The sequence below is a fragment of the Mesorhizobium sp. CO1-1-7 genome (assembly GCF_020164885.1).
Taxonomy (GTDB): Bacteria; Pseudomonadota; Alphaproteobacteria; order Rhizobiales; family Rhizobiaceae; genus Mesorhizobium; species Mesorhizobium australicum.
In genome coordinates this window covers 282,580-298,416 of the sequence record NZ_JAIUHA010000008.1, presented here as the reverse complement: position 1 = coordinate 298,416, position 15,837 = coordinate 282,580, and the positions used below count along the sequence as shown (strand labels likewise).

Below are 15,837 nucleotides of genomic sequence, written 5' to 3'. Positions count from 1 at the left end.
GTTCAGGCCGTCTTGGCCACCACCGTTTCGCTGAGCCAGGTGCCGATCTTGGCGCCGAGGCGATCGGGCGAAACGGGCTTGGGCAGATAGTCGTCCATGCCGGCCTCGATGCACTTGTCGCGGTCGCCCTTCAGCGCATGCGCGGTGACGCCGATGATCGGAATGTGGCCGCCCGACGACGCCTCGATCGCCCGAATGGCGCGTGTCGCCTCGTAGCCGTTCATTTCCGGCATCGAGACGTCCATCAGAACCAGCCTCGGATGCAGCGACCGGTACATCTCGACCGCGGTGCGGCCATTGCCTGCGATGCGGTAGCTCAAGCCCAGCCCATTGAGGATTTGGCCGAACACCATCTGGTTCACGTCATTGTCCTCGGCGATGAGGATGTCGATCGGGCTGTTCGGCGCGGCATTCGATTCCGACACTGCCGCGATCGGCATGGCGGGGCCGCGGATAACCGTGAAGGCCGGCGGAGCCGGCTGAGGCATCGGTTGGATCGGTTCGCGAATGAAGTGCGCCTTGCCGACCTGCGAGCGCGCCTTCTGGATGACCGAGATGACGGTGCCGAGCAGGACCGCCGAGCGCGCCGGCTTGGTCAGATGCGCTGATATACCGAAGTCGATGATCATCTTGCCGAAATCGACCTGGTCGACCGAGGTCAGGATAACGACCGGAATGGTGGACAGCCGGCTGTCGGCGGCGATGGCCCGGGCGACATCGGCGCCGTTCATGCCGGGCATCTGATAATCGAGGATGATGCAGTCGACGCTGGCGCCGAGCTGGCAGGCGCGATCGAGGAAGGCGAGGCCAACCGCGCCGCTTTCGGCGGCGGCGCAGTCGAAGCTCCAGCTTCTGAGCTGTTCGAGCAGGATCTCGCGGTTGACCGGATTGTCGTCGATGACCAGCACACGCGCGCCGGTTACGTCGACCGGCACGATGGCGTCCCGCGCCTCGGCGCGGTGGACCGGCAGCGGCACGGCGAACCAGAAGACGGAGCCGCGGCCGATCTCGCTCTCGACGCCGATCTTGCCGGCCATCAGATCGACGAGGCGGGCGGCGATGGCCAGCCCAAGGCCGGTGCCTTCGTGACGACGGGTCGACGAGCCATCGACCTGGGCGAACTTCTCGAACACGTTCTGCAATTTCTCGGCCGGGATGCCGATGCCGGTGTCCTCGACGCGCAGCTTGAGCTGGACGACGTCGTTGACGGTTTCGCCGCCGACATCGATCAGCACATGGCCCTTCTCGGTGAATTTCACCGCATTGCCGATCAGGTTGGTGACGATCTGCCGGAAGCGGCCGGCGTCGCCGACGACATAGGCCGGCAGCCTGGGGTCGACGCGCACGATGAGTTCCAGGTTCTTCTCGGCGACGCGCGCCGAGACAAGCGTCGCCACGTCCTCCACCGCTTCCGAGAGGCGGAAGGGAGCGGGGTCGAGCGTCAATTGCCCGGCATTGATCTTCGAGAAGTCGAGGATGTCGTTGATGATGGTGAGCAGCGCGTTGCCCGACTTGACGATAACGTCGGTGAACGTCTTCTGGCGCGGGTTGAGCTCGGTCTTGGCCAGCAATTCGGCCATGCCGAGCACGCCGTTCATCGGTGTGCGGATCTCGTGGCTCATATTGGCCAGGAATTCCGACTTGGCGCGGTCGGCGGCCTCAGCCTTGAACAAGGATTCGGCCGACTGGGCAAAGGCGCGACGGATCGCCTGTTCCATCGGGCGGAAGATCCAGAAAGCGACGATGCCCAGGACGGCAAACAACAAGCCGCTTGCCCACAAAAGCAGCCGGTCGCTGGACGCGTCCGCCTGATGGCGTTCGTCGTCCATCGCGGTGCGGACACGCACCAGCATGGGCTGAACGAACAGGTCGTTCTGGTTGCGGATCTCGCGAGTGCTCCATTCATCGGTCTTTTGCGCCACCGACATCAGGTTGAAGTTGCGAACCATGTCACGCGGCGACCAGAACAGGTCGCCATTGACCGAAGCGGCTGCGAGCTCGCTGACGGTCTTGGCCGACAGGCGCGGGCGGATCGCGGCGAGCTGGGCGGTCAGGGTCTCGATCTCGCCGGTCAGCCGCTCGGAATGGTCGCGCGCCGAAGCCGTCAGCGCATCGCGCGTCTCGATCCGCCAGGCGGAACTGGTTGTCTCGGCGAAGCTGGTGGCGTTGCGCAGATCGCGGGTGAAAATGACGAGATTGCTGCTCAGCGCATCGATTTCATGGCGCAAGGAATTGACGCGATTGAGCGCAACCATGATGGCGGCTGAAGCCAGCGCGAAAACCAACAATCCTGAAAGATAACGTATCCGGACGGACCGGATAAAAGAAGAATATTCCGGCATGCGCAACCCCAACACATACGCATCATTCTAAGGATTGGGATTACGCTTCATTTACATTAAGATTTCGTTGGTGGACCGCAGGTGCGCCGCGCAACCGACATGAGCCTGCCGTCAGCTGTTACGGGTTGCGACGAAGATCGCCGCGGCTTTCAGCAGGGCAGCCTTTTCGCCATAAGGTTCGAGCAGCGCGTGCGCCTGGCCGACGAGGCCGTCGAGCTGCTTGCGTGCCCAATCCGCGCCGTGCAGGGCCACCAGCGTACCCTTGCCCGCGGCGGCATCCTTGCCGGTCGCCTTGCCCATCTGCTCGGCGTCGGCCGTCAGATCCAGCAGGTCGTCGGCGAGCTGGAAGGCCAAGCCGATCGCCGAACCGAACTCGGCAAGCCTTTCCAGGTCATCCGACTGTGCGCCGGCCAGGATCGCACCCGCCTCGCAGGCGAAGCGGATCAGCGCGCCAGTCTTCATCGCCTGCAGTGTTATGATGCCGGCCTCGTCCGGTCGCACCTGCTCGGCTTCGAGGTCTAGTTTCTGGCCGCCGACCATGCCACCGGCTCCTGCGGCGCGGGCGAGCGCCAGCACCAGGGCTGCGCGCCGTTTGGCCGGCAGCGCCGTCGCTTCGCCGGCGATGATGTCGAAGGCAAGCGTCAGCAAGGCGTCGCCCGCGAGGATGGCGGTGGCTTCGTCAAAGGCCTTGTGCACGGTCGGCTGGCCGCGGCGCAGGTCATCGTCGTCCATCGCCGGCAGGTCATCGTGGATCAGCGAATAGCAATGCACGCATTCGAGCGCCGCCGCGACGCGCAACGCCGCTTCGCCATCGGCGGAAAACAGGGCGGCACTTTCCATGACCAGGAAGGGGCGCAGGCGCTTGCCGCCGTTCAACACGCCATGGCGCATCGCCGCCATCAGACGATCGGGCCGAGCGATCTCACCCGAAAGCGGTCGGTCGTCGAGCAAGCGACGCAGCATCACCTCGACGGCGGCCGCGCGCCTGATGAGCGCCATTTCGAACGCCATTTCGTCGTCATTCGTCATGGCCGGGACCGGTAGCCGACACTCAGACGTTGCGCAAGAAGGCAAGCGCCATTATGCCGGGGCGGTAAGAGCCCGTTTGGAAACTCATCTCCTGCGGTCATCTGAAGGCGTTTTCCGCGCTTCCGGTGTTCACGTACTCGAATGTACGCTCCGCTCCGGTTCTCGAAAACACCCTCACATGACTCACGGGAGCCAGTTTCAAAGCGAGTTCTCTGGCATGGGTTGGGCGGCTTGGCGGAACCGATCGTCGATCATGAGACCGAAAAGCTGGACATGGCGACGAGATCGCGAGGCGTGAGCCGCCGCAGTCTCAGGCGCTGGGTCCGGCGCGGCATCGTCGTGGCCGCCGTGCTGGCGCTCATCCCGGTGGTGCTGACCTTTCTCTACCTGCCGTCCTTCGTGCATCCAGTGTCGACGCTGATGCTGAAGGATCTCGCGACATTCTCCGGCTACGACCGGCGCTGGGTGTCGATCGATGATGTCGCGCCTGTGCTCGCCCATTCCGTCATCATGTCGGAGGACGGGCAGTTCTGCTTTCATCGCGGCGTCGATCTTGGCGAGCTCAGGGGGGTCGTCGATGATGCGCTGGCCGGCGAGGCGACGCGTGGTGCCTCGACCATCACCATGCAGACGGTGAAGAACCTCTTCCTGTGGTCGCGGCCGCTGGGCTCGGTGCGCAAGGTCGTCGAACTGCCGCTGGCCGTCTATTTCGACGCGGTGATGTCGAAGCGGCGCATTATGGAGATCTATCTCAACATCGCCGAGTGGGGGCCCGGCATCTACGGCATCGAGGCGGCGGCGCGGCACCATTTCGGCATTTCGGCAAAGCAGCTGTCCAGACGGCAGGCGGCCCTTCTCGCCGTCACGCTGCCCAATCCGATCGCCCGCAATCCGGCAAAACCAGCGCCGGGCTTGAGAAGGCTCGCCAATCTGATCGAGCGGCGCGCCGGCCGCTCCGGCGCCTATGTCGGTTGCCTGGACTAGCCGGTATAAAAAAGATTCACCACAGTGCTGGCCAAAACGGTGTCAGGCGTGTATAGGCACCCGACTTTCTCAGATTTAGGCCCCGACATGGCCCTTTCACGAGGGCGGGCGGGGCTTTTGACCATGTAGTGGAGCATATCCATGGCCGTTCCGAAACGCAAAACCTCTCCGTCCAAGCGCGGCATGCGCCGCTCGGCCGACGCCCTCAAGGCCCCGACCTATGTCGAGGACAAGAACTCCGGCGAAATGCGCCGCCCGCACCACATCGACCTGAAGACCGGCATGTATCGCGGTCGCCAGGTGCTGACGCCCAAGGAAAGCTGAGACCAGCTTTTCCCAAGCAACCGAGTTACAAAAGACCGGCTTCTGGCCGGTCTTTTTGCGTTTTGGCCTTGCCGTGCGCGCTGGCTACTTCAAGCGCTGAGCTTTTTTGTCTCGTCTTTCATGTCGGCCGGGCAACCGGCTGACATGGTTGTTGCATCCGGTATTCGACCGTGTTTGCGGCCGCGCACGAAAAATCTTGACGCCGTGCCTGTGGGGCATTCTACAGAAGGTGCCCCATATGGAGACGCCAGATGTTCGGTGCCGTCCCGCTTTTGATCGTGCCTTTCGTGCTCTACAATCTCGGCCTGCTCGGTATATTCGGCGGCGGCGACGATCCGTGGGCGAGCGAGATGTTCTCGTTCCGCATGATGTCGGGCGGGGTGTTCTCGATGACGCTCGGCGACCTGATCGTGCTGATCGGGCTGATTTTTCTGTTCCTTGAAATGGTGAAGTCGGCGCGCACGACCACCGCCTCGATCATGGACCATCTGTTGTCGACGCTTGTCTTCGTTGCTTTCCTGGTCGAGTTCCTGCTGGTGAAGGGTGCCGCGCACTCCATCTTCTTCACCCTGATGATCATCGCGCTGTTCGACGTGCTGGCCGGGTTCGCGGTGTCGATGCGGTCGGCCAGCCGCGACATCAATTTGAATTAGACCGGAGCCTCAGCCCGGATCGGCGGCGAAGCCGGCGGCTTCGATGCCGGCAATCGCGGCCGCCTCGTCATTGTCAGACGTGTCGCCGGAAATGCCGACAGCGCCGATGACACTGCCTGCCTTGTCGCGGATCAGCACGCCGCCGACGACCGGCAGCACGCGTCCACCCGACACGTCGGAAATGCCGGCAACCAGATGCGGGCGCTCCTTGGCGAAGGCCTCGACCTTGCGCGAGCCCATGCCGATCGCCAGTGCGCCATAAGCCTTGCCGGCCGACATTTGCGGGCGCAGGAACGAGGCGCCGTCCTGGCGCTGGAAGGCGACCAGGTGCCCGCCGGCGTCGAGCACCGAGACGCCGAGCGGCTTGAGCTTGAGATCGGCGCCCCTGGCGAAGGCGGCATTGATGATCTCTACGGCTTTTTCGAGCGACAGCGCGGTCATGGCAATCTCCTGTTGAACAGCCCAATCATCGCCGGCCAGCCGGACCAGGCAATCCCGCTTTCGGTTGAAATTGCTTCCCGCGAAGCAGCGGGACGAAGGCGTGCCTGTCGGATGCGTTACGACCGCTCGATCCAGGACGAGGCATTGGCGGAGAGACGGGGCTATTTTTTCTTGGCGCGGGCCGGCTTCTTGGCAGGTGCGGCAGGCGCGTTGGCTAGATCTTCGGCTTCCTTGGCCAGCCGCAGCGCCCGCAGCTTGTCGGTCTTGGCCTTGCGGGCATCGCTCTCGGCGACGTATTCGGCCATGGCTTTCTGCCGGACCGTCGCCGCCTCTTCCTGCTTCTTGAAGCGCAGGTCGGCACGCGCGCGGGCAGTGTCCCTAGAGTTCTCAACCAAGAGCGTATCCAATCCCGTGAAGTGTGATTTCCGTCCTTTGTAGCAGAGCCGGCCTTTCAACGGGGAAAATAGTTGGTCAGACGGCCGGGCTGGCGTTGCGGGCCTTTTCGGCAACCACCGCTTCATAGGCGGCCTGCAGCGTCGCGCGGACGGAGGAGCCGGGCGCTGTGTCGAGGGGGGTGCCGAGATGCTCATGGCGCAATTCGTCCATGAATTTCTCCCACATTGGAGGTCCGCCCTTTTCCAGGAGTTCGGCGCGGATCGAGAGTTCCTCGCTTGTCGGCAGCCAGACGCGGCCCCAGGCGCCGAGATGGGCCAGGATGGGCACCAGCGTGATGGCCATCTCGGTCAGGCTGTAGATCGCCTTCTGCTTATGACTGGGGTCGTCCGCCTTGGTCAGCATGCCGAGCTCCATCAGCCGCTTCAAACGGTCGGCGAGGATGTTGGAGGCGATACCCTCCATCGAGCCGTTGAGCAGCTCGCGAAAATGGCGCCTGCCGCCGAAAATCATGTCGCGCAGGATGATCAGGCTCCAGCGGTCGCCGAACACCTCGAGTGAAAGGTTGATCGGGCAGCCGGACCGGCGATCGAGGGTCATTCCATTTTCTCCGCAAAACCGGTTGCATTATCGTATCGGTTTTATTATCGTGCAACCGATTGCAAAATGCAAGCAGATGAGGAGGCCATGAGATGACGAGCAAAGACCGTCCCGAGATCGTATCCGAAGCGTTTGGCGATCCGGCGGATCCGACGCTGCTGCTGATCATGGGCGCGATGGCCTCGATGCTGTGGTGGCCGGAGGCGTTTTGCCGGAAGCTCGCGAATGCCGGCCTTTACGTGATCCGCTACGACAATCGCGACACCGGTCGGTCGACCAAATATCAGGTGGGGCAGCCGTCCTACACTTTCGACGACATGGCTGACGACGCGATAGCCGTTCTCGACAGTTACGGCATCGGCAAGGCGCATGTCGCGGGCATGTCGATGGGCGGCATGATCGCGCAGTTCGTCGCGCTCCGGCACCCTTTGCGCGTCGCTTCGCTGACCGTGATCAGCAGTTCGCCCGTGGGGACCGACACGTCGCATCTGCCGCAAACGACCGATGCCTATATGGAGCATTCGGCCGATGGGGCCAAAGTCGACTGGGCGGACCGCCGCCAGGTCATCGACTTCATGGTCAGCGATGCACGCGCGATCGCCAGCACCGCGCATCGGTTCGACGAGGCCGGGATGAGGGCGTTCATCGCGCGGGATTATACCAGGTCCGGCGGCTTGCTCAGCGCCACCAATCATTTCATGCTCAAGGGCAATGACCAATGGAAGGGTCGCCTGCACGAACTGGCGGTGCCGCTTCTGGTCATCCACGGCACGTCGGATCCGATTTTTCCGGTCGAGCATGGCGAGGCCTTGGCCCAAGCAGTTACCGGCGCGAAACTCCTTCGTGTCGAAGGCGGCGGTCACGAACTGCATCCGGATGACTGGCCTGATATAGAAGCCGCCATTGTCGAGCATGTCCGATCCAGCTGAGACTTCGTGGGCGAGCCTTGACGAGCGAGGCCTGCCGCAATAGTTAAGTAAATGCTTCAGTGTTTCCACAGAACAGATGAGCACAAGAATGTCCCTGACGCTGCATTTCCATCCGCTGGCCTCCTTTTGCTGGAAGCCGCTGATCGCGCTCTACGAGAACGCCACGCCTTTTGCGCCCGTCATCGTCGACCTAGGCGATGAGCAATCGCGCGCGGCCTTTCTGAAGGTTTCGACGACCGGCAAGATGCCGGCGCTGCGCGACGACGCGCGTGACCGGACGGTGCTGGAATCGACCATCGTCGTGGAATATCTGGCCGCGCACTATCCGGGACCGATTGACCTCGTTCCCGAAGGCATCGACCTGGCGCTGGCGGTCCGCCAGGCCGACCGCTTCTATGATTTCTATGTGCAGGAGCCGATGCAGAAGATCGTCGGCGACAGGTTGCGGCCGCAGGACAAGACCGATCCATTCGGTGTCGAGCAGGCGCGGAGCCAGCTGCGCAATTCCTACGCCATCATCGAACGGGAGATGCTGTCGAGGGAATGGGCTGTGGGCGATATCTTCACCATGGCCGATTGCGCGGCGTCTCCGGCGCTCTTCTATGCCAACAAGGTCGAGCCGTTCGGCGACAGCTATCCCGCCGTGAAGCGCTATCACGACCGCCTGCTGCAGCGCGCCGCCTTCACCAGGGTGATCGAGGAGGCGCAGCCTTACTTCAAGTTCTTTCCCTACAACAACGGCTGATCGCGATGCTGCACGATCCCGCCCAACTCGACCTGATGTTCCAGGCGCTCGCCGATCCGGCGCGGCGGCAGATGGTCGACCGGCTATCACGCGGCCCGGCGTCGGTGAGCCAGTTGGCCGAGCCGCTGGCGATGTCGCTGTCGGCGGTCGTCCAGCACCTCAATCTCCTGGAGGCGAGCGGCCTCGTGCGCACGCAAAAGGTCGGACGGGTGCGCACCTGCCAGATCGAGCCGAAGGCGCTGCGCGCGGCCGAACACTGGATCAACGAGCGGCGCCTCTCATGGGAACGCCGGCTGGATCGGCTCGGCGATTTTCTTGCGGAGAATTGAAGAGGAGCATGCCATGTCAAAGAGCAAATCCGACCTCGTCCGCGGCAATTTCGCGGCCTTTCAGGCCAGCGACCGCGCCGTGATGGAGACAGCGCTGGCCGGCGACTTCACCTTCACCAGCCCCTATGACGACGCCATCGATCGCACGACCTATTTCGAGCGCTGCTGGCCGAATGGCAAGCTGTTCCGGTCGATGACGATTGAGCGGATTTGCGAAGACGGGGCTGCCGCCTTCGTTCTGTATGGCTGCGAAACGGTGGACGGAAAATCCTTCCGCAACACCGAGCTACACGTGTTTCGCGGCGACCGGCTGCGCAGTGTCGAGGTCTATTTCGGCGCTGCCTATCGCAACGGTGTCTTCATTCCGCCGAACCAATCGAGTTGACCAGCGAGGACCCAAGCCATGACCGAACGTTCCGTCGTCCACTCCACCTTCGTTATCGAGCGCCTCTATCCCGCGGCGCCATCGAAGGTCTTTTTCGCGCTCAGCAATCCGGACGCCAAGCGGCACTGGTTCACCGATCCGGGCAACCCGATGCCCAGCCGATACGAACTGGACTTTCGCGTCGGCGGCAAGGAGATCAATGCCGGAGGGCCGAAGGATGGGCCGATCCACGTCTACACCGCCACTTACTGGGATATCGTGCCCGACCAGCGCATCGTCTACAGCTACGACATGCTGTTTGGCGATATCAGAATTTCGGTGTCGCTGGCCACGATCGAACTTTTTGCCGAAGACAAGAGCACGCGCCTGGTGCTGACCGAGCAGGGCGCTTTCCTGGATGGCCATGACACGTCCGGCACACGCGAGCATGGGACCGGGGTGTTGCTCGATCTTCTCGGCAAGTTTTTGCGGATAGAAACCTGATCGTTGTGGCCGCTGACCGAAGAGGATCAGGCTTCCCAGAATTGATCGAGCCAGATGTTGAGTCTGAGGAAGCCGGCATTGCTCACCGTATAGACACGCCGCGTCCCTTCAGCCTTGGCATTGACCAGTCCGGCGTCGAGCAACACTTTCAGATGCTGTGATACCGCCGGGCGGGAGACTGGCAGCCCGGCCGCCAATTCGTTGACGGTCTTCGGACCGCGTCGAAGTTCTTCCAGAAGATGGCGCCGATTGGGATCGGCGATCGCCATGAAGGCGTCGGAAAACATCATGCCTCATTTGTGAGGCAAAGTTTTTCAAATCTCAACTGTTTGCTTCTGCTTTTCTTCTCGGATCGAGCCGCAATGCTTCGGGGGTCACCGAGCGGTCGGCCGGCTGCGTCTTGAAGGCATCGCGATCTCCGATCGGCACCGGCGCGCGGCGGCTGATGCGCAGCAGCGTGTAGCCGGCCAGCGACAGATGCGCGAAGGCTGTCGCCAGGAACAGGCCCTCCGGGCGCATCCAGCCCATCAGGGCGGCGGCCAGCAACGGCCCGATCATGGTGCCGAAGCCGTAAAGCAGCAGCAGCCCGCCCGACACCTTGACGAAATCTTCCGACCGGGCGTGGTCGTTGGCATGCGCTACGGCGATCGAATAGAGCGTGTAGGCGAAAGCGCCGTAGGCGGCGGTGAAGACGAGGACGAAGACCGCCGAGCGCGGCTCGAACAGGAAGATGAGCAGCGCAAACAGCGCCGCGCCGAAGGCGGCACCGGCCAGCACGAAACGCCGGTCGGTCTTGTCGGAGAGGCGCCCGGCCGGAAGTTGCATGGCGGCGCCGGCGACGACCACCAGGCTCATCATCAAGGCGATCTCGGCGGTGGAGATTCCGATGCGGGCGCCGTAGACGGCGCCGAGCGTGCCCCAGGCGCCGTTGGCGATGCCGATCAAAAGGCAAGCGATCGCCGACACCGGCGAGTTGGCGTAGAGTCCCTTGACGTCGAGCTTGACGTCCTGCAGCGGCTTGGGATGCGAGGCGGTCGACACGGCCGTCGGGATCAGTGACAGGCAAAACAGGATGCCGGTGATCATGAACAACGACGCCGATTTCACGTCGCCGCCGGCGACGATCATCTGGCCGCCCATGATCGAGGCATAGGTGACCATCATGTAAAGGCCGAAAACGGTGCCGCGGTTCTCGTTGGTGGCTTTCTCGTTCAGCCAGCTTTCGATGACCATGAAGGCGCCGGCCATGGTGAAGCCGGTAAAGGCACGCAGCAGGATCCAGACATACTCGTCGATGATCAGGCCGGTGAGCAGTGCCACGATCGCGCCGGACGCGGCAAAGGCGCCGAAGGCGCGCACATGTCCGGCGCGGCGCACGATGCGCGGCGCAAAGAAACAGCCGGTGACGAAGCCGCCGGCCCAAGCCGTGCCCATCAGGCCGAGCGAAGCGGTCGAGAACCCTTCCACCTGGCCGCGCAAGGGCAGCAGCAGCCCGTGCAGTCCCGATGCAGCCAGAAGAAAGGCGGTGCCGCGAAGCAGGGAAAGGATCGGTCTGTAGGCTGCGAGCATTTTTTGATCCGGCTGGGGACTGGGCGGGGACGCAGGTTTGAAGGCAGTCGCATTCGGTTTTCGGCGGCGGGCGGTTACCTCAGCGAACTTATCCGCGACGGAACAGCGCCTCGGCAGCCGACTTGGTGGTGTCCTTGGTCTTGAGTTCGGCCTCCAGCCGGGCGATCTCGTCGCGCAGGATGCCGATGCGCTCGGACAGTTCACCGACGGAAAGCAGCGACAGGTCTTGCCCGATCTCGTGCGGACGTGCCTTCTTCTTGGGTTCGTCGTCGAAGATCGCCATGGCTGCTCCTCCTCCGCCAGACCAGATTGGCCATTTGCCTGATTTGGCAATGAGCATACATAGGGCAAGGGCGTCGATGCAAACAGCCGGTAAGAGTGCGGCGAGGAAAGACGGAAAACTTCATGGCGAGCGGACAGAAAATTCCGGCACGGATGACGGCGATCGTTATCTCGGAGCCGGGTGGCCCACGGGTGCTGAAACCGGAAACGCGCGACGTACCGCAGCCCGGCCCCGGCGAAATCCTGATCAAGGTGCATGCCGCCGGCGTCAACCGGCCGGACGTGCAGCAGCGCAAGGGGGCCTACCCGCCTCCGCCCGGTGCATCGGACCTGCCGGGCCTCGAGGTGTCGGGAGAAGTGGCCGCTCTTGGCGACCAGATATCGCGCTGGCGCATCGGGGACAGGGTCTGCGCGCTCACGCCCGGCGGCGGCTATGCCGAATATGTCAGGGTTCATGCAGGCAGCGTTCTGCCACTGCCGGCGGGCTTCACCCACACGGAAGCGGCGGCGGTGCCGGAAAACTATTTCACCGTCTGGCACAATGTGTTCGAACGCGGCGGCCTGAAGAAGGCTGAGACACTGCTCGTCCATGGCGGCTCGTCCGGCATCGGCACCACGGCGATCCAGCTCGCCTCGGCCTTCGGCGCTTATGTGATCACCACCGCCGGATCCCAGGAGAAATGCGACGCCTGCCTGAAGATCGGTGCCGACCGTGCGATCAATTACCGCGAGCAGGATTTCGTCACCGCGGTCAAGGAGGCGACCGAAGGCCGAGGCGCCAACGTCATCCTCGACATGGTCGGCGGCGACTATGTCCAGCGAAACTACGAGGCTGCCGCTGTTGAGGGCCGGATCGTGCAGATCGCGGTTCAGGCAGGTGCTGTCGCCAGTGCCGATTTTTCCAAGGTCATGGTCAAGCGGCTGACCCATACGGGCTCGACGCTCAGGCCGCGCACAGTCGAATTCAAGGCGGCGATCGCGGCGGCGCTGGAGGCACAGGTGTGGCCTCTGCTGGGCACGCGCAAGGTGGCACCGGTGATGGACATGATCTACCCGCTTACCGACGCATGGCGCGCGCATGAGCGGATGGAGGAGGGGGAGCATATCGGCAAGATCGTGCTCGACGTCGGCTAGGGCGTCGGCATTTTCGACTTGGGCTGACCGGCTCGACACGGTCTGGCCAGCTCCCTTGTCTCCTGCTTACAAGATGAACAGAAGCTTAATGGTGCAATGCAGCATTTGCATCATTGCTATGCAAAATCGGCTGTTCAAGTCCCGCCCGATGATCACTATTTGAGCATCATCGAAACGAACCCAATTCAGGAGGACTACCATGAACCCGATCCGTGCTTTCCGTAACTGGCGCATGTACAACGAGACCGTTCGCGAACTGAACCGCCTCAACGCCCGTCAGCTCAGCGACCTCGGCATCAACCGCGGCGACATCGAGCGGATCGCCCGTCAGGCGATCTGATTGCAAGCGCGACCCGCCGCAAGGCAGGGTCGCAATGCAGAGCCGCCGCAGACGCTTGTCGTCGCCGGTTCCAAACCCGCTGGACCCTGTCCGGCGGGTTTTGTCTTTGGGGGATTGGATTCATCTCGGCTTCGGCGTGATATGCCATGGCGATCCGCGGCAAATGCGGTGGCAGGGTTTGGACCGCCGTGGCAAACGTTAGCCGCCACCGCGTGCCTTGGTTGGCCACGTCGTTCCCAGCTCTTCCAAAAACGTTGCGAAACGACCTGAGAGCAGTTATACAGGCCGCGAATTTCCCATTTTGGTGGCTCTAAACCACCGCCCGCGCGGGAACGCGGGCGAACGAGAAGGATTTGCACATGGCCAATACGCTGCTTATGCCCAAGGCGACCGCCGTCTGGCTGGTCGACAACACCGCGCTTTCCTTTGAGCAGATCGCGCAGTTCTGCGGGCTGCATCCGCTCGAGGTCAAGGCGATCGCCGACGGAGAATCAGCGCAAGGCATCAAGGGCATGGATCCGATCATGACCGGCCAGCTGACCCGCGACGAGATCGCGCGCGCCGAGAAGGATCCGAACCAGCGCCTGAAGCTTTCCGACCCCAAGGTGCGGGTACCCGAATCCAAGCGCAAGGGTCCGCGCTATACGCCGCTGTCGAAACGTCAGGACCGGCCGAACGCCATCCTGTGGCTGGTGCGCAATCATCCCGAACTGAAGGACGCGCAGATTTCGCGCCTCGTCGGCACCACCAAGTCGACGATCGAGCAGATCCGCGAACGCAAGCACTGGAATTCGGCCAATCTGCAGCCGATGGACCCGGTGACGCTGGGTCTCGCCTCGCAGATCGACCTCGACATGGAAGTCAACCGCGCCTCGCGCGGCCGCGAACAGGCTCAGCCGGTCGGCGACACGCTGCTGCCGGCGGCATTGACCGAGCGGTTGGTGCCTGCACCGGAGAAGCCGAAGGATGAGGACGCGGAGCTCGATGCAAACGCCGTCTTCGCCAAGCTGTCGGCGCTGAAGTCGAAGGACACCGATACGGACGACGAGGAATAGACTTTTCGCCAACGCAACAAAATAGCCCGCTTCGAGCGGGCTATTTTGCGCGGCCCGGCAAGTCTCAGCTTCGCGCCGCGCGGTCGGGCGCCATGCCGTAGTCCTCGCTGCGCTCCACCGCCCGGTAAAAATCGGCAAGCTGCTTGCCGCGCTCCGGCTTGAAGATCCGGCCGGCGATGACCACGGAGGCAATGCGGTCGATGCGGAAGGCGCGGAAATCATCGCGCATCTCGCACCAGGCGACCAGCGTCCACACCTTGCCCCAGAACCACAGGCCGAGCGGCCTGATATCGCGCGCGGTACCGCGGCCGGCTTCGTCCGAGTAGTCGATGGTCAGCACCTGGCGCTTTTCGACCGCGCGCTCGATCAGGTCGATCGCCTCGCGGGCGGCATCGCTGACCACCCACATCGGCGTGTGGATCTCGATGCGGGCGATGCGGTCTTTCTCGGCATCGGGCAGCACGGCACCGATCTTGACCAGTGCCTCGTCGGCGGCCCGCGCCATGGCGGCGCCGCCAAAGGCGCGCACCATGCGGGCGCCGGCTACCAGCGCCACGATCTCGTCACGCGTGAACATCAGCGGCGGAAGGTCGAAACCCTCCCTCATCATATAGCCAACGCCAGCCTCGCCGTCGATCGGCACTCCGGTCGACTGCAGGTCGGCTATGTCGCGGTAAATGGTTCGCTCGGAAACCTCGAGCCATGTGCCGAGCTTCTGGGCGGTGACAAGGCGGCCACCACGCAGATGCTGCACGATTTGAAAGAGCCTGTCGGCGCGGCGCATCGTTTGCTTCCCCAGTGTTTTTCCCATGCATGCCGTGGCTCCCTGACCGGATCCACTTCCACATGACATGCATTACGGCTTCAGCCCTTCGCGCTTGCGCTGCGCGGGGACGAATTCCGCGCCGAAGGACAGTTTCCTCGTTGTCGGCGTCTTCGCATCGAGAACGCGCCAGAAGGGAGCGACGTCGCTGAGCGTCATGCCGCGCTCGAGATCCTCCTTGGCAGCCTCGGCGACCGTGCGCAGATGATAGCCCATGGTGACCGGGCATGTCACTTCGGCGCCATGCTCGATGGCAAGGGCCGTGCGCAGCGTGGGCTTCACGCCGTTGATGCCAGGCGCGTTCAGCCTGTCGTTCCAGTTTTTCATCGATCGTCCTCGGCCGGCCATGCGCATTGTCCCACCATCGCACGCACCTCCTGACAGCATACTGTCAGGAGGCTTCAGCATACTCCTTGGCGAACAGCGTCCGCATCCGCGCGAGTTCGCTGCCTTTTTCCGGGTAGAGCGTCTGCAGGAAGGCAAGGGCGAAAGTGCCGGGCGCCGAACCTGGCGCGGACACGATTTTGCCGTCGGCCACGGCATGTGGCACATCCTGATAATTGCCGTCGCCGGCATAGCCGGACTCGTGACGGCTAATCCAGTCACGGCCATTGCTGGTATGCCTGGCGTTCTCGAACATGCCGGCTCGGGCCAGCGCCAGCGTTCCCGCACAGATGCCACCAACGATACCGCCGCGCGATGCGACAGCCATCAGCAGTTCGGCAGCATCCGGCGGCGCCTTGTCCGCCCAGTGGTCGGAACCGATGACCGCCACGGCATCGAGATCGGTATTCTCATTGATGCTGGCCGAGCGGTCTGGCATCAGCTTAAAACCGCTGATTCCGGTCACCGGCTTGCCGTCGGGCGTCAGCGACACGGCGCGAGCGCCGAACCATTCGACCGCCGAGGCCGCCAGCAGCCCATATTCCCAGTCGGCAAAACCTTCGATGAACAGAAAGCCGATTGTCTTCTGATCGGGCATGAGCTCGCTCCATCC

The 15,837-nt window shown here is 63.2% G+C and carries 21 protein-coding genes and 1 pseudogene; 11 read left to right on the top strand and 11 right to left on the bottom strand.

Features of this window, described 5'->3' with window-relative positions:
• Window positions 1–2: 2 nt before the first annotated feature.
• Window positions 3–2,342 (bottom strand): response regulator, encoded by a 2,340-nt coding sequence (locus LB516_RS19710; protein ID WP_224720223.1) that lies wholly within the window; start codon window positions 2,340–2,342, stop codon window positions 3–5.
• A gap of 111 nt (window positions 2,343–2,453) precedes the next feature.
• Entirely contained in the window at window positions 2,454–3,371 is a 918-nt protein-coding gene (locus LB516_RS19705; protein ID WP_140712667.1) for a polyprenyl synthetase family protein, read from the bottom strand.
• Window positions 3,372–3,593: 222 nt separating this feature from the next.
• On the opposite strand from LB516_RS19705, the gene LB516_RS19700 reads away from it, so the two are divergent.
• From LB516_RS19700 to LB516_RS19690, 3 genes are all read left to right on the top strand, one after another.
• Window positions 3,594–4,355: a biosynthetic peptidoglycan transglycosylase gene (locus tag LB516_RS19700; RefSeq protein WP_224720222.1), complete on the top strand. Its 762-nt coding sequence runs from the start codon at window positions 3,594–3,596 to the stop codon at window positions 4,353–4,355.
• Window positions 4,356–4,496: 141 nt separating this feature from the next.
• Window positions 4,497–4,679 (top strand): 50S ribosomal protein L32, encoded by a 183-nt coding sequence (gene rpmF / locus LB516_RS19695; protein WP_008834724.1) that lies wholly within the window; start codon window positions 4,497–4,499, stop codon window positions 4,677–4,679.
• 251 nt (window positions 4,680–4,930) lie between these two features.
• Window positions 4,931–5,332 (top strand): hypothetical protein, encoded by a 402-nt coding sequence (locus LB516_RS19690; protein WP_023773963.1) that lies wholly within the window; start codon window positions 4,931–4,933, stop codon window positions 5,330–5,332.
• 9 nt (window positions 5,333–5,341) lie between these two features.
• Here the strand turns inward: LB516_RS19690 and LB516_RS19685 are convergent, their stop codons facing one another.
• The 3 genes from LB516_RS19685 to LB516_RS19675 form a co-directional block, all read right to left on the bottom strand.
• Window positions 5,342–5,773 (bottom strand): GlcG/HbpS family heme-binding protein, encoded by a 432-nt coding sequence (locus LB516_RS19685; RefSeq protein WP_224720221.1) that lies wholly within the window; start codon window positions 5,771–5,773, stop codon window positions 5,342–5,344.
• Window positions 5,774–5,934: 161 nt separating this feature from the next.
• Window positions 5,935–6,168, bottom strand: a complete 234-nt coding sequence (locus LB516_RS19680; protein WP_023773965.1) for a hypothetical protein — start codon at window positions 6,166–6,168, stop codon at window positions 5,935–5,937.
• A gap of 76 nt (window positions 6,169–6,244) precedes the next feature.
• Window positions 6,245–6,766 (bottom strand): winged helix-turn-helix transcriptional regulator, encoded by a 522-nt coding sequence (locus LB516_RS19675; RefSeq protein WP_015315348.1) that lies wholly within the window; start codon window positions 6,764–6,766, stop codon window positions 6,245–6,247.
• 92 nt (window positions 6,767–6,858) lie between these two features.
• Here LB516_RS19675 and LB516_RS19670 point away from each other — a divergent pair, with 92 nt between their 5' ends.
• From LB516_RS19670 to LB516_RS19650, 5 genes are all read left to right on the top strand, one after another.
• Window positions 6,859–7,695: an alpha/beta fold hydrolase gene (locus LB516_RS19670; protein WP_224720220.1), complete on the top strand. Its 837-nt coding sequence runs from the start codon at window positions 6,859–6,861 to the stop codon at window positions 7,693–7,695.
• 88 nt (window positions 7,696–7,783) lie between these two features.
• Window positions 7,784–8,440, top strand: a complete 657-nt coding sequence (locus LB516_RS19665; RefSeq protein WP_140662725.1) for a glutathione S-transferase family protein — start codon at window positions 7,784–7,786, stop codon at window positions 8,438–8,440.
• A 5-nt stretch (window positions 8,441–8,445) separates the two neighbouring features.
• Window positions 8,446–8,769 carry an ArsR/SmtB family transcription factor gene (locus LB516_RS19660; protein ID WP_015315351.1) on the top strand — a complete coding sequence of 108 codons (324 nt, stop codon included), beginning with the start codon at window positions 8,446–8,448 and terminating at the stop codon, window positions 8,767–8,769.
• 13 nt (window positions 8,770–8,782) lie between these two features.
• On the top strand, window positions 8,783–9,154 hold the full coding sequence (locus LB516_RS19655; RefSeq protein ID WP_140720079.1) for a nuclear transport factor 2 family protein: 372 nt from the start codon (window positions 8,783–8,785) through the stop codon (window positions 9,152–9,154).
• An 18-nt stretch (window positions 9,155–9,172) separates the two neighbouring features.
• The gene (locus LB516_RS19650) at window positions 9,173–9,637 is read left to right on the top strand and encodes an SRPBCC family protein (RefSeq protein ID WP_015315353.1); all 465 of its coding nucleotides are present in this window, start codon (window positions 9,173–9,175) and stop codon (window positions 9,635–9,637) included.
• Window positions 9,638–9,663: 26 nt separating this feature from the next.
• Here the strand turns inward: LB516_RS19650 and LB516_RS19645 are convergent, their stop codons facing one another.
• From LB516_RS19645 to LB516_RS19635, 3 genes and pseudogenes are all read right to left on the bottom strand, one after another.
• The gene (locus tag LB516_RS19645) at window positions 9,664–9,927 is read right to left on the bottom strand and encodes an ArsR/SmtB family transcription factor (protein WP_010911936.1); all 264 of its coding nucleotides are present in this window, start codon (window positions 9,925–9,927) and stop codon (window positions 9,664–9,666) included.
• Between the two features lie 31 nt (window positions 9,928–9,958).
• Window positions 9,959–11,218 (bottom strand): annotated as a pseudogene (locus tag LB516_RS19640) (MFS transporter); the annotation flags it as partial.
• A gap of 76 nt (window positions 11,219–11,294) precedes the next feature.
• Complete coding sequence (locus LB516_RS19635) at window positions 11,295–11,489, bottom strand: DUF1192 domain-containing protein (RefSeq protein ID WP_015315356.1); 195 nt, start codon at window positions 11,487–11,489, stop codon at window positions 11,295–11,297.
• 122 nt (window positions 11,490–11,611) lie between these two features.
• Here LB516_RS19635 and LB516_RS19630 point away from each other — a divergent pair, with 122 nt between their 5' ends.
• The 3 genes from LB516_RS19630 to LB516_RS19620 all read left to right on the top strand — a co-directional run bounded on the left by LB516_RS19630 (window position 11,612) and on the right by LB516_RS19620 (window position 14,017).
• Window positions 11,612–12,622: an NAD(P)H-quinone oxidoreductase gene (locus tag LB516_RS19630; protein ID WP_224720219.1), complete on the top strand. Its 1,011-nt coding sequence runs from the start codon at window positions 11,612–11,614 to the stop codon at window positions 12,620–12,622.
• 199 nt (window positions 12,623–12,821) lie between these two features.
• Complete coding sequence (locus tag LB516_RS19625; RefSeq protein WP_013892619.1) at window positions 12,822–12,962, top strand: DUF1127 domain-containing protein; 141 nt, start codon at window positions 12,822–12,824, stop codon at window positions 12,960–12,962.
• 359 nt (window positions 12,963–13,321) lie between these two features.
• The gene (locus tag LB516_RS19620) at window positions 13,322–14,017 is read left to right on the top strand and encodes a DUF1013 domain-containing protein (protein WP_015315358.1); all 696 of its coding nucleotides are present in this window, start codon (window positions 13,322–13,324) and stop codon (window positions 14,015–14,017) included.
• Between the two features lie 64 nt (window positions 14,018–14,081).
• Here the strand turns inward: LB516_RS19620 and LB516_RS19615 are convergent, their stop codons facing one another.
• The 3 genes from LB516_RS19615 to LB516_RS19605 form a co-directional block, all read right to left on the bottom strand.
• Window positions 14,082–14,801: a helix-turn-helix transcriptional regulator gene (locus LB516_RS19615; RefSeq protein ID WP_224720218.1), complete on the bottom strand. Its 720-nt coding sequence runs from the start codon at window positions 14,799–14,801 to the stop codon at window positions 14,082–14,084.
• Between the two features lie 72 nt (window positions 14,802–14,873).
• Window positions 14,874–15,167: a hypothetical protein gene (locus LB516_RS19610; protein WP_224720217.1), complete on the bottom strand. Its 294-nt coding sequence runs from the start codon at window positions 15,165–15,167 to the stop codon at window positions 14,874–14,876.
• 64 nt (window positions 15,168–15,231) lie between these two features.
• Entirely contained in the window at window positions 15,232–15,822 is a 591-nt protein-coding gene (locus tag LB516_RS19605; protein WP_224526626.1) for a DJ-1/PfpI family protein, read from the bottom strand.
• Window positions 15,823–15,837: the final 15 nt, after the last annotated feature.